Origin of the sequence: Proteus columbae (assembly GCF_002777965.1) — a bacterium.
Taxonomy (GTDB): domain Bacteria; phylum Pseudomonadota; class Gammaproteobacteria; order Enterobacterales; family Enterobacteriaceae; genus Proteus; species Proteus columbae.
In genome coordinates this window covers 80,106-94,259 of the sequence record NZ_NGVR01000030.1, presented here as the reverse complement: position 1 = coordinate 94,259, position 14,154 = coordinate 80,106, and the positions used below count along the sequence as shown (strand labels likewise).

The following is a 14,154-nucleotide window of genomic DNA, read 5'->3' as shown; positions in this document are numbered from 1 at the left end:
ATTATTAAATTTTCATTCATTTTATTAATCACCATAAAAATATATATTTATAGAAAAGAAACAAAAATAAAAAACAAATCTTTTTCATTATTGTTTATAATTAAAGTTATTATTATTATATATCTTCAATTAATTATATTTATATTTTAAAAGGATTTAAAAAAATGAAATATAAGAAAATATTTCTTATTTCTTTATCATTAATTTATTCAACAAATGTTTTTTCAGATACAAGTAACGCAAGTGATAACTTAAATTTAGTTATCCCCCCAGAACATGAAGCCCCCTTATCAGAATATTCATTTATAAAAAACCCATTATTTGACACAATAATTAGTGACAGTTATGTTCAAACGAGCCGATACGACAAATATACATATCAAATAAAATTAGATAAAAAAATAGCCGAAGATCTTGCCAAATATTTAAAAAATAAAAAAATCCAAGATTTACCAGAATATATTCTAAATAACATTGTCTATGAAGATAGACATATTGAAATTAATACCGGGAATAAAGAATCCAAAGATGAAATCATTAACTATTTTAATTCATTATTTATAAAAAAAGGAGATAAAAACCTTTCATTAAATCGTGATAGTGTAATTGATATCATGAGAAAAAATGAAAAAATAATAATTACCACCACAGAAAAACCAGGAATAGATTTAAAAAAAATCAACAATAAAAAAGAACTTTACACACAGATAGATGCGGTTGAAGCTAAAAATTCATCATTTTTCATATTAGATGAAAATACAAATGAAAAAATAGATCGAGCCGTAAAAACCTTAGAGCAAGATGATTACTTGATCAAAAATATCATTAAAAATCATGAACAAAGAACAAATGAAGATATTGAAGAACATCAAAAAAAAATCAATAATAATAAAAATAAAATCGAACAAAATGAAAAGGATATTATAACTAACGCCAGTGATATTGTAAAAAATAAAATTGACATTCAAGAAAGAAGTAAAAACATTGAGGAAAATAGAAATAACATTATCGCTAATAGTGATAACATTGAAAAAAACGAATATAAAATAACTGTAAATAACAATGAGATTATTGAAAATAAAAATAATATTGAGGAAAATAGAAACCGTATCACCAATAACACATCAAGAATAGAAAATATAAAAGAAAACTATATTGATAACTTAAATATTAATGGTAATAATATTTCATTAAAAAATCATTTTGCTACACTTTATACTGAGCAATCAGTCTCAAGGACTGAAATTAAAACACTAAAAAATAACTTTGAGCATTTTAAATCTGACACTGAAAATCGTTTTTATAAAGTCGAAAAACGTGCCAATCAAGGTATTGCCTCTGTTGCCGCAATGAGCAATTTACCTTTTACAGATAATGCGACGTTTAGTACTGCGATTGGTATCGGTAATTATCGTAATGCCACAGCGCTTGCTTGGGGTATGCAATATCGTATTAATGAAAATGTAAAAGTAAGAGCTTCTACTGCGTGGAATGATTCAAATAGTTTTGTTTCAGCCGGTGGTGTTGGGATCAGTTGGTAACACTTTACTCAATAAAGTAAACAAAGTGAAAACTAAGTAAATACTTGGTTTTCACTGTTTCATTCAATTAAAAATCCGTTATGCTGAGGCTTGTGATGGACACTTAAAGGAGCATATCAAATGACGGGTATTTTTCAGAAAGTTAAAAGTTGGATAGGGATAAAAAACACCCATCATTATCCTTACCCTGCCGTTGATATTACGCTACCTAATAAGATTTCTTTACACCTTGTGGGGAGTATCCATATGGGGGTTCCCACAATGTCACCACTTTCCAATGTGCTTATTGATGAAATAAAAAACGCAGATGCCATTATAGTTGAAGCCGATGTCTCAACGGATGTACAACCTTTTGATCAAGCCACTCTTTTTAGAGAGTCACTAGAAACACGCTTAAATGAAACTCTTTTTTCTCAAATTATTCAACATTGTGAAGATCTTTCACTTTCTCTTTATCAACTTGAGAATAAACCTCTTTGGCAAATTGCTTTAATTTTACAATCTACCCAAGCCATGCAACTTGGATTGCAACCACAATACGGCATTGATTATCAAGTTATCCAACACGCTAATAAACACAAAAAAAGGATTATTGAACTTGAAGGCGTTAAAGAGCAGGTTTCATTATTATTGAATTTCCCTGACGATGGTCAACAATTGCTCGAAGATACACTAAAAAATTGGCACGAGAACGCACGTACATTGCAAATCATGATCAATTGGTGGTTAAATTATAATAGTAGAGAGAAACAGCCGCCGTTACCGAATACCTTTAGTAAAGCTGTATTTGATATTTTAATGGAAAGCCGTAATCAAAAATGGGTAAACATATTATCAAAATTACCAGCTGGTCGTTATGTAGTGACGGTAGGTGCCCTTCATTTATTTGGTGAAGAGAATTTGATTGATTTATTAACGCACCAAGCATAAAGATATTGTTCTAACCTTGTAAGTAGGAATAACTATGACTCCCGCTGTAAATTTACTGGAAAAACAAAAAATCAAATTTACCCTTCATCCCTATGAACATGATGCTAATGTCCATAATTTTGGTGATGAAGCCGTTGAAAAATTAGGTTTAGACAATCGCCAAGTATTCAAAACACTTTTAGTTTCTTTAAATGGTGATGCTAAAAACCTTGCTGTTGCAGTAACTCCCGTTTCTGGTCAGTTAGATTTAAAACACGTTGCTAAGTGCTTTAAAGCAAAAAAAGCTGATATGGCAGATCCACAAATTGCACAAAAGGTCACTGGTTATTTAGTTGGTGGAATAAGCCCATTAGGTCAGAAAAAACGCCTACCAACAGTGATTGATGAACAAGCACTTGAATTTGACACTATCTTTGTTTCTGGTGGTAAACGTGGCTTAGATATTGAATTATCAGCAAAAGATTTAGGTACTGTATTAGGCGCGCAATTTGCACTTATTCGTAAAGAGTCTTAATCATTAATGATTTTTTATTTTAAGGCTAATCCTCAAAATAAGAAATTAACGTGATTTAGACCCCAAATAAAAGGCGACATTAGATGTCGCCTTTTGTCTATATAAGCATTACTGGTAAGATTTATTTTTTGTAAACAATTTCGCCTTTAGGTTCGAAATCATCAGCTTTCAATGGAGAGTGTGATTCGATATAACCTTTTAATACTTCAGCATCAACAAAACCTGTATTTACATACGCAGGATGAGTATCAATCTTAGGATAACCATCACCACCAATGCCGTTAAAGTTTAGTGTCGCCATACGGTAAGACTTCGTTTTATCTAATGGCTTGCCTGCAATTTTAACATCGCTAACTTTACAGTCTGCATCTACTGTTAAACTAACATTGTAGAATTGTGCATAAGCACCAGAGTCTACTTTCATGCACGCAACAGCTGACAAATAAGGCTCGACTTCTTCACCTTTAAAATCAACATAAACCAGTTCGTTGGCGAATGGCTGAACTTTCAGAACATCTTTGTAAGTGATATCACCAGATTCAATAGAATCACGAACACCACCACCGCTCATAATGGCAAAGTCTGCATTTGCACGTTCAGCTTGCGCTGATAATAATAGACGCGCCATATTGGTTTGAACAAAACGAACTTTACTACGATCACCTTCTAATTTACCAACAACCTCACCCACTTTAACATTCAGTTGCTCGCCACCTTTTTCTTGGTAAGGTGTCAGCAGTTTCATCATTTCAGGGTTATGAGGAATTTCTTTTGTATAGTAAACAAGTTCAGTTGTACCGTCGTCTTTCTTCACTTTCTGATTTAAGTTGATTGGGATTAATTGGTAATGTTTTAACGTGAACTCGCCATTACGGAATTCGAAGTCTGCACGACCAACATATTTGCCCCATTCATGAGCCTGAACAATCCATGTACCATTTTGGTTATCTGGTGCACAAGGTGTTCCTGGCACATAATCAGCTTGTTTGTAGTCTTTATTCTCTTGAGACATACAAACAGGATCTTGTGAGTGACCACCCACAATCATATCAAGGTAGCCTTTTGGTAATGCACGCGCCATTTCCACATCACCCGGCGCGTTAGAGCCGTGATTACCATTATCATAGTGACCCATATGAGTTGCTGCGATAATAATGTCTGGTTTTTCCGTTGTACGCAGTTCTTCTACAACTTTTTTAGCTTCATCAGAAGGTTTACGGAATTCAGTATCAGGGAAGTTTGCTGGGTTACCAATGCGCACAGTATCATCAGTCGTTAAGCCTAATACTGCAATTTTTACGCCTTGTTTATCAAAAATGGTGTAAGGCTTGAATAAACGCTCACCCGTACTTTTTTGATAAATATTTGCAGATAAGAATGGGAATGTTGCCCATTTCTCTTGTTGACGTAAAACCTCTAATGGATTGTCGAATTCATGGTTACCAAGTGCCATTGCATCATAACCCACAAGATTCATACCTTTAAAATCAGGCTCTGCATCTTGTAAATCAGATTCTGGTACACCGGTATTGATATCGCCACCTGATAACAGCAGTACGCTACCGCCTTTTTTAGCTACTTCATCACGAATATTATCAACAACCGTTTTTTGTGCAGCTAAACCATATTCGCCACGATCGTTATGCCAGAAATGGCCATGGTGATCATTGGTATGCAAAATGGTAATTTCGTAGGTTTTATCCTTTTCCCATGCCTGAGACATCGCAGGCGCCATCGCTAAAGAAACCGTCAATGCGCATGCTGATAATTTAAAAGATAAGCTCATGGTATATCCCCATGTATATTATTTATTGAGAAGGTTCTGCCATGGTTCTACAGTAGAAAAAGAAGACAGAAGTTAAATACTTTTGCTGTATTTTATGATGTAGGTTATATAATTTTTTTATTATTTCATTGATCCAATAGTTTTTTTGAGACATGAATCAAACTCTATTTCTCACAAAAGCACTCAACTCCAAATAGATGTAAACTAGACCAATGAAAATAGAAATAATTGATTAACAATAACACAGTGACAAAAAATCAAACTGATCAATACTACAGTGATTTTCTTCCCCTATTCTTACCTTATCTCCATCAATAACGACTATACTTTCTATTGAATACATAACGCTAGTGTTGTCTCTTTTGTTACACCTTATCGCGTTATACTGCCCTAGATTGGACAGAGCAATTAGCCATATTCATGGGTATGATCTTGGCTTCAGCATTTTCTGCTATCTTAATTTATGCTCAAGAGTGAGTTTCGAGTAAAACTGGTATGGTTTCAGGGCTTTTCTTCGGACTTGCTTTTGGGATGGGTGGCATTGGTGCTGCGGTCTTAGGATATATTGCAGATCAGAAGAGTATTGAATATGTCTATCATATTTGCGCTTATCTCCCACTGTTAGGTGTTTTCACCCTTTTTCTTCCTAATATTGGGGTAGATAAAACCAAATAACTTGTAATTACCCCTGTTATCTAAATGAACCAGTAACAAGGTACTTCTTACTTTAAAAGGCAAGACTGATTAAAATAACATAAAAAAGTGCATTTGCATCAAAAAACTCAATCAACTTGCTATTTTTATAAATAATCGATAATTTTTAGCGAATTTATTGCATGAATACGTTAAACTATCAGCCTGCTATATTACTCGCCCCCCGATACATGTAGTTTTATAAAAAGAAGGAGAATTGATGCCGCATTCAACACCCCTCATTACCACCATTGTTGGTGGGTTAGCACTTGCTTACATTTTAGGCATGATCGCTCAACGGCTAAAAATCTCACCTTTAGTAGGATATCTTGCTGCGGGTGTACTCGCTGGTCCGTTTACTCCCGGCTTTGTTGCTGATACTTCTCTCGCCCCTGAACTCGCTGAAATTGGCGTTATTCTGCTAATGTTTGGTGTAGGTTTACACTTTTCGTTAAAAGATCTAATGGCAGTAAAAGCCATCGCTATTCCGGGTGCTATTGCTCAAATTGCAGTAGCAACACTATTAGGATTGGGACTATCAGCATTTTTTGGCTGGGGTTTATTTAGTGGCATTGTATTCGGTTTGTGTCTATCAACAGCAAGTACCGTAGTTCTTTTACGAGCACTTGAAGAAAGAGGTCTGATTGATAGCCAACGAGGTCAAATTGCTATTGGTTGGCTGATTGTTGAAGACTTAGCAATGGTATTAGCCCTTGTACTACTCCCAGCTATTGCCAATATGCTGGAAAGTAGCGATCAAACTAATATTTCTCAACTCATGATCAATTTAGGTATCACAATTGGTAAAGTGGTGGCCTTTATCTTAATTATGATGATTGTTGGTCGTAAGCTTATTCCTTGGATTTTGGCTAAAACCGCAGCAACGGGCTCTCGTGAACTATTTACACTGAGTGTACTCGCCCTTGCTTTAGGCATCGCTTATGGCGCTGTAACCTTATTTGATGCATCCTTCGCATTAGGAGCATTCTTTGCAGGTATGGTGCTTAATGAGTCTGAATTAAGCCATAGAGCGGCTCAAGATACTTTACCATTACGTGATGCCTTTGCTGTTCTGTTCTTTGTGTCTGTCGGCATGTTATTTGATCCAATGGTATTAATTGAGCATCCGTTGGGTATCTTAGCAACGCTGGCTATCATTATTATTGGTAAATCAGCCGCTGCATTAGTCCTTGTACGAATGTTTGGACATTCCAGACGCACCGCCTTAACCATTTCAGCAAGTCTTGCTCAAATTGGTGAGTTTGCCTTTATTCTTGCTGGTTTAGGTGTGGCGCTAAACGTTTTAGAACCAGATGCACGTAATCTTGTTTTAGCCGGTGCTTTAGTCTCAATTATGCTAAACCCAGTTCTGTTCTCTTTATTAGACCGTTATCTGGCAAAAACAGAAACTAAAGAAGAAGTGGAACAGCTACAACAAGAAGAGCTAGAAGAAGAGATGCCTGTCCCTGTTGATATTTGTGGTCACGCCATTATCGTCGGTTATGGACGAGCAGGAAGCATGCTTACTGAAAAATTATTAGCTCAATCTATTCCACTAGTTATTATCGAAAATAGCCGTAATAAATTCGCTGAATTAAAAGAGAAAAGTTTAAATACAGTACTAGGTAATGCATCGACCAAAGAGTCACTTGCTTTAGCCCGTATTGATTGCGCTAAATCTTTATTACTGACGATACCTAATGGTTATGAAGCAGCAGATATCGCTGAAACGGCAAGAAGTATGAACCCTGATTTAAATATCATTGTTCGTGCTCATTTTGACGATATTATCGTGCGTGCTAACTATGATGAAGAAGCTTCTTTTATCCTTGAAAAAGGCGCAAATCACGTCATTATCGATGAAGATCAAACAGCATCTGCAATGGCGGATATGCTAATTAAAGAAGTTGAGTTTGGTTGTGCGATTGATGATACACCTGAAAATGGTCAACAAATCATTACACCTAGTGCAACGTAATAATAAAATACAAGTGATCGCTTAAATCTACAAAATTTAAGTCAATAAAAAACCTATCAATAAATGTTGATAGGTTTTTTTATTTCACACTGATAAAACCAGACTTAGAAACAATACAAACTTAACGTTCCCAATAAGCTTCTTCCAAGCTGTCTTCTTTTTCAGGTAAACCGCGCGTTAAGCGTGGAGAATGCTGGCTCAACACTTGATAACTCACTCGATTAGCATATTTACACACTTGCGCTAATGATGAATAAGTTAAATAAGTCCGAGGGTGCTTACTTGAATTTGGCACATTAATACGATGATAGCTATTTGCTGTAATGTCATGCAGTAATGCCGATAAGGCTGCATCACCCGCACCATTTGTATTCATGATTTTTTCAGGACCACCCATATAAGGTTCTATATGAGAATAGACTTTCTCAGGCTCGTCACAATCTTTACGACGCATTGCACGACTAAATTCATAACGATTAAATTCAGCAATAGCACCCGGTAATAAAGGATGTGTGGTTTGGCGCTTAAAGCTGTGTTCTGTATACCCCCCCATATAAAGCCCAGCAGGTCCCGCAGTACAAAGCACTAAATCAACCCATTCTAAAGCAACATCGGAAGCCAACAGAGGATCAGCGTGTCCAGTTAATTCAAAAGCTTCATCTTCATTCATGGCTACAACAGAAACGTGCTCTTTTAAGAAATCACGCCACCATTGTGGATCGTCTGCAATAACATATTTTGTACCAAGTGTGAGAACGACAGGCACATCATATTTTTTCGCATACTCAATCGCTTTCATGGTTGCTAACGGCATCGGTTCGCCCGGTTTACAGCGAACTAAGTAAGCCGTTAATACCAATGCGGAAGCTTCAGCAATCACTTCTTCTGGAATACTTTCAGGTTTAAGTTGATTCATTTGCCCCGGACTAATAGCAAATGTACGTTCTCCATTTTCCGTGATCAGCGTAAAACAACGCCCAATGGCACCATCAACACCTTGGAGGTAATTAAGATCAGTACGACTGGAAGTATTACATAAATAACGGTAAGCATAGCTGCCAATCTGAATGTTATTACACATAGTACCTAATAACACAGAGCGGTCGTCAGCCAATACAGAGTAGTTATGTAGCGTATTTCCGATAGTGCCACCAGCAAATTCGTGTGTTATCAGATTATTGTCTGTTAATTCACGATAAAGTGCCTCTGCAACATCATCTTCAATAACAAGAGAATGTCCCTGACTCAAGTTATAGCGGTTAATAAACTCTTCATCAACTTTCGCTTCAATATCAACCAATGTTTGGTCAATACCCACGATATAAGCGCGAGAGGATTCGCTCTCCGTCATATTGATGATGGGTTGTAATAGAGGATCTCGTAAACTAACGGGAAAATAGTGTTTGGATTTTCGTTTGCCAGGGAATTTCATTGTGAACGATGCTACACAGCTAAAAAAGATGCGCAATGTTAACACAATATTATGGGAGAGGCAGTAGGTGTACGTCAGTACACCTACTTATTTAAAGATATTTTTATGCGGTTTTACGACGGCTTCTTGCCATATAGCTCAGTAAAACACCCATAACAGACAGAATGAAACCAACAAAAGCAGCACCAACTAAAATCAGAGCGCGTTTAGGTGCATCTTTTTTAGTCGGTTCGTAAGGCTTCAACATATATTTGAACGGTACAAATTGAAGCTCATCTAATTTCACTTTTTCTAACTGTTTCATATTATATAAGCGGTTTTTCAGATCCGTGCTCACTGTTGTTGGATCAGTGATAGCTTCAGTAATCGCTAATTTACTACTTAATGCATCAGAACCCATAGCAATAGAGTAATCAGGATCATCTTTAATTTGTGCGCCTTCACTTGAAATAGGTTTTTTCACTCCAGCCGCATTAGCAATTTCTAACGCATATTTTAAACGTTGCACATTTACATTACGTGCATTGGCAATACGTTCTAAATCCATTTCATAGGCTTTTTGAGCAAAACTTAATTTACGCTCAATTTGGTCATCAATTTCGTCTTTCACTTCCATACGCACTTTGGTGGAAATAAAACGAATATAACCAGAAAGTAAATCATAAGCCTCTTCTGAGGTTGGTGCTGTAAAGCTTAGATTAATCTCACCACTAAACTCATCTTCACTCTTTTTATCATCTGAAGCTTTTAAATTAATATCTTTGGTGACGATTGATTCAATTAGTTTACGCTTATCCAGAGGCGTTGGATTTTCCATTTTAGCTAGCAAGCTTTTGTAATAATCCGTACTTATCAAATATTCTTCACGTAAAACACGAGAGTTATAGTTATTGATAAATTTTTGATAAACAGATGAACCATTCACACCTGTATCAACATCCACTAAGCTAAGCTCAGTCAATGTTGCTCTTAATTGCTTCATTTCATCAAGCATTGGCTTGGTAATTGCAGCTTGGCTCGTCCATTTTTGTGGTAAAAAGCTTGCAACAGTAAAGCCAACGATAGCAAATAATAACGTGATACCAATAATGACAAATTTTGATTTATAAATAACAGAAAACAATTCAAAAAGATCGATTTCATCATTCTGTTTTAGATAGAAATCGTCAAACTGTCCTTTATCAATTTCTGAAGATTGTGGTTTTGAAAGCTTACTATTCATTTTCCTGCCTAAATTTATGTAATGCAGTGTCCGTTTATCAGCATTTTTAGTGGTTCACACTAAAATACTTAAAAAATGAGAAAAGATAAGTTTATATATAACTGAAATATGATCAAATTAATATATCATCAAATCCGATAATTTTATTTATCGAATTCAGTAATTATTTTTTGCATACCTCTCGGATCATCGCTTCTAGCAAGTCAATATGCTCAGGATCATCATTTAATGCCGGAATGTATTCATACTGTTTACCGCCACCATGAATAAAGAACTCTCGGTTCTGTTCATTAATTTCTTCTAATGTTTCCAAACAATCAGATGAAAATCCCGGGCATACAACCTGCACATGTTCAATCCCTTCACTTCCCAGCTTTTCCATCGTTTTATCTGTATAAGGCGATAGCCAAGGTTCACGGCCAAAGCGTGATTGAAATGTCAACATGACTTGTTCTTTAGGATAACCTAGCTGCTCTTCTAATTGCTCTTTTAGTTTTTCTGTTGTGAGACAACACTCATCGTAATAAATATCACCCGTTTTGATAAAACGCTCAGGAATACCATGGAAAGAGAGAATTAAACGATTGGGTTTGCCATATTGCTGAAAGCTTTTCTCAATAGAGGTGACAAGTGCTTTGATATAAAGTGGATGAGTAGGATAACTACGAATAAAGTGAAGAGAAGGCATTGTACGCATCTCTTTAAAAATTCGACTGACACCATCAAACACCGCCGCAGAAGTAGAGCAAGAGTATTGAGGATAAAGTGGTAACAAAATAATATTCTCAACACCTTGTTGTAATAGCTTTTCAATTCCTTCATTTAGTGATGGATTGCCATAACACATCCCTAGCTCCACGGGGATATTGGGTAATCGCTGAGCAACTGCGCGTTGTTGCGCTCGACTATAAACTAAAAGTGGCGACCCCTCATCCATCCAAATCTGTTGATACAACTTAGCCACTTTAGGTGAACGAAACGGTAATATAGCCCCTTGTAATATTGGTTTCCAAATCAAAGGAGAAACATCAACAACACGAGGATCGCTAAGAAATTGTGCCAAATAACGTCGAACAGCTCCCGTTGTCGGCGCATCAGGTGTGCCTAGATTAACCAAAAGAACACCATACTTAGCATCATTCATACTATGACTCCTTAGAGTTATTTTATTAGGATAACCAAAGAGTAGAAGAATAAAGGAAAATAATAGATTGTGCTTGTCAATTTATTGGATCGCGCTTTTTATCTCATCTTATTATTTTTAAGATAAAAAAAATCCCGGCTCAACCGGGATTAGTCATCACAATGACGAATTAGCCAAGGATACTTTTCAGTTCAGCGTTAATTTCGCTTACTTTTTGTGTACCATCAACTTTGAAGTATTTCGCATTGCTTGATTTAGCTTCATTTTGGTAATAAGAAACTAACGGTGCAGTTTGAGTATGGTACTCAACTAAACGTTTACGAACCGTTTCTTCTTGGTCATCTTTACGTGTTGTTAATTCTTCACCTGTCACGTCATCACGATTTTCCACTTTAGGTGGATTAAATTTCACATGATAAACACGACCTGATGGTGCGTGAACACGACGACCAATAATACGATCAACAATGATTTCATCAGGTACAGCGAATTCCAGTACGAAATCAACGTTGATACCCGCTTCTTTCATTGCATCAGCTTGTGGAATTGTTCTTGGGAACCCATCCAACAAGAAACCATTACGGCAATCGTCTTGTTTGATGCGCTCTTTAACTAACGCAATAACTAATTCATCAGTTACTAACTGACCATTGTCCATCAGTGCTTTTGCTTTCAGTCCTAGTTCTGTACCTGCACTTACTGCCGCACGTAACATATCACCAGTTGAAATCTGTGGGATACCATAGTTTTCTTTAATGAATTGAGCCTGAGTGCCTTTACCAGCGCCTGGAGCGCCTAGCAGAATGATACGCATCGCGTAAATCCCCTTGCATTTAATTTTTTATATTTAAACTCGAAAACGCATTACCATACCATTTTGTGAGGTCATCGCTCAAGAAATCACGGTAGCGATTGCATTTTATTTTTTATCGAAAAAGAAAAAACCACGCTCTCTTTTCAAAGAAACGTGGTTTAAATGTTTGAAAACGAAAACAGTTACGCTTTTTGAACTAAAAGTTGATTCACTAAGCGAATAAACTGGTTTGGATCCTCTAAAGAGCCTCTTTCAGCAAATAAAGCCTGATCCAGTAATAAATTAACCCAATCTGCAAATAGTGCTTCATCCGTTAGTTCTGCAGTTTGCTTCACTAATGGGTGATTTGGGTTCAATTCAAAGTTGTATTTCACTTCTGGCACTTCTTGTCCAGCGGCTGCAAACAATTTGGCCATTTGTGTTGTCATTTCATCAGCACTGGTTGTCACAATTGCAGGAGTATCTGTTAAACGATGTGTTAATTTCACATCTTTAACTTTATCCCCTAGCAAGGCTTTAATACGTTCAACAAAAGGTGCTAATTGTTTATCTGTTTCTTCTTGCTCAGCCTGCTTCTCTTCATCAGCAAGTTTATCAAGAGATTCATCAGCTTTACTGACAGACTGGAATGATTTGCCATCAAACTCAGTCAGGTAATTCATCATCCACTCATCTATACGATCAGATAACAGCAGTACTTCGATACCTTTTTTGCGGAACAGCTCTAAATGAGGGCTATTTTTCGCAGCAGCATAGCTATCAGCAGTGATGTAATAGATTTTTTCTTGGCCTTCGACCATACGGCTAACGTAATCTTCCAGTGAAACAGTTTGAGCATCACTATCATTATGCGTTGATGCAAAACGTAGTAATTTAGCAATAGTTTCAATGTTAGATGAGTCTTCTGCTGGGCCTTCTTTTAAGACTAAACCAAACTCTTTCCAGAATGCTTGATACTCTTCCGGCTTATTTTCTGCCAGTTTTTGTAACATCTGTAATGCACGCTTAGTTAATGCACTGCGTAAATTACGTGTAACAGAGCTATCTTGTAAAATTTCACGAGAAACGTTTAACGGTAAATCATTAGAATCCACTAACCCACGGATAAAACGAAGGTAATTAGGCATAAACTGCTCAGCTTCATCCATAATAAAGACGCGCTGAACATACAGTTTTAAACCATGACGTTGTTCTCGATTCCATAAATCCCAAGGCGCTTTTGAAGGCACATATAATAAACTTGTGTACTCTTGCTTACCTTCTACACGGTTATGTACCCAGCTTAATGGATCTGCAAAATCATGAGAGATATGTTTATAAAACTCTTTATACTCTTCATCACTCACTTCTGCTTTGTTACGAGTCCACAGTGCTTGCGCTTTATTAATTTTTTCCCATGTCACTGTGCCGTCTTCTTCATTTTTCGTTTCAATTTCAACAGGCAAAGAAATATGGTCGGAATATTTACTAATAATGCTACGCAGACGCCAATCATCTAAATACTCATCTTCACCTTCACGTAAATGAAGTGTAATTTCAGTACCACGATCAGCTTTTTCAATATCAGCAACGGTGTAATCACCTTCGCCTTCAGACTCCCAAAAAACACCTTTATCTGCGCTTTCACCAGCTGCCCGAGTGCGTACTGTCACTTTATCTGCAACGATAAACGCAGAATAGAATCCAACACCAAACTGACCAATTAATTGGCTATCTTTAGCTTGATCTTGTCCGATAGATTCTAAGAAGGATTTTGTACCTGATTTTGCGATAGTCCCGAGATTATCAATGACTTCATCACGCGTCATACCAATACCATTATCACTGATAGTCAGAGTACGAGCTTCTTTATCAGTGGAAATGCGCACATGCAACTCGCCGTTATTTTCATAAAGCGCTGCATCCGATAATGCACGGAAACGCAATTTATCAGCCGCATCTGATGCGTTCGAAATCAATTCGCGAAGGAAAATTTCTTTATTGGAGTAAAGAGAATGGATCATTAATTGAAGAAGTTGTTTAACTTCTGACTGAAATCCTCTTGTTTCCTGACCTTTCATACTCATTTTTACCTCAATTAATCCTAATTTGGCGAAAAAA

At 36.4% G+C, this 14,154-nt stretch carries 10 protein-coding genes and 1 pseudogene; 5 read left to right on the top strand and 6 right to left on the bottom strand.

Annotated features, from left to right (window positions below):
* Positions 1-164 precede the first annotated feature (164 nt).
* The 3 genes from CBE70_RS18580 (at position 165) to ybaK (ending at position 2,985) form a co-directional block, all read left to right on the top strand.
* Entirely contained in the window at positions 165-1,541 is a 1,377-nt protein-coding gene (locus CBE70_RS18580; protein WP_232797417.1) for a YadA-like family protein, read from the top strand.
* 120 nt (positions 1,542-1,661) lie between these two features.
* Entirely contained in the window at positions 1,662-2,471 is an 810-nt protein-coding gene (locus CBE70_RS16200; RefSeq protein WP_100160134.1) for a TraB/GumN family protein, read from the top strand.
* 34 nt (positions 2,472-2,505) lie between these two features.
* The gene (gene ybaK / locus CBE70_RS16195; protein WP_100160133.1) at positions 2,506-2,985 is read left to right on the top strand and encodes a Cys-tRNA(Pro)/Cys-tRNA(Cys) deacylase YbaK; all 480 of its coding nucleotides are present in this window, start codon (positions 2,506-2,508) and stop codon (positions 2,983-2,985) included.
* A gap of 121 nt (positions 2,986-3,106) precedes the next feature.
* Here ybaK and ushA read toward each other — a convergent pair whose 3' ends face one another.
* Positions 3,107-4,771 (bottom strand): bifunctional UDP-sugar hydrolase/5'-nucleotidase UshA, encoded by a 1,665-nt coding sequence (gene ushA / locus CBE70_RS16190; RefSeq protein WP_100160132.1) that lies wholly within the window; start codon positions 4,769-4,771, stop codon positions 3,107-3,109.
* 381 nt (positions 4,772-5,152) lie between these two features.
* On the opposite strand from ushA, the pseudogene CBE70_RS18575 reads away from it, so the two are divergent.
* Both CBE70_RS18575 and ybaL read left to right on the top strand, forming a co-directional pair.
* Positions 5,153-5,446, top strand: a pseudogene (locus tag CBE70_RS18575) (MFS transporter); the annotation flags it as partial.
* A gap of 238 nt (positions 5,447-5,684) precedes the next feature.
* A complete protein-coding gene (ybaL, locus tag CBE70_RS16180; protein ID WP_100160130.1) occupies positions 5,685-7,442 on the top strand; it encodes a YbaL family putative K(+) efflux transporter in 1,758 nt (585 codons plus the stop codon).
* A gap of 121 nt (positions 7,443-7,563) precedes the next feature.
* Here ybaL and CBE70_RS16175 read toward each other — a convergent pair whose 3' ends face one another.
* The 5 genes from CBE70_RS16175 to htpG form a co-directional block, all read right to left on the bottom strand.
* Positions 7,564-8,874 carry an inosine/guanosine kinase gene (locus tag CBE70_RS16175; RefSeq protein WP_088494776.1) on the bottom strand — a complete coding sequence of 437 codons (1,311 nt, stop codon included), beginning with the start codon at positions 8,872-8,874 and terminating at the stop codon, positions 7,564-7,566.
* A 103-nt stretch (positions 8,875-8,977) separates the two neighbouring features.
* Positions 8,978-10,096, bottom strand: a complete 1,119-nt coding sequence (wzz(fepE), locus tag CBE70_RS16170; protein ID WP_100160129.1) for an LPS O-antigen length regulator Wzz(fepE) — start codon at positions 10,094-10,096, stop codon at positions 8,978-8,980.
* 163 nt (positions 10,097-10,259) lie between these two features.
* Positions 10,260-11,240 (bottom strand): ferrochelatase, encoded by a 981-nt coding sequence (hemH, locus tag CBE70_RS16165; protein ID WP_100160128.1) that lies wholly within the window; start codon positions 11,238-11,240, stop codon positions 10,260-10,262.
* Between the two features lie 169 nt (positions 11,241-11,409).
* The gene (adk, locus tag CBE70_RS16160) at positions 11,410-12,054 is read right to left on the bottom strand and encodes an adenylate kinase (protein WP_100160127.1); all 645 of its coding nucleotides are present in this window, start codon (positions 12,052-12,054) and stop codon (positions 11,410-11,412) included.
* 182 nt (positions 12,055-12,236) lie between these two features.
* Positions 12,237-14,120: a molecular chaperone HtpG gene (htpG, locus tag CBE70_RS16155; protein ID WP_100160126.1), complete on the bottom strand. Its 1,884-nt coding sequence runs from the start codon at positions 14,118-14,120 to the stop codon at positions 12,237-12,239.
* Between the last annotated feature and the right edge of the window lie 34 nt (positions 14,121-14,154).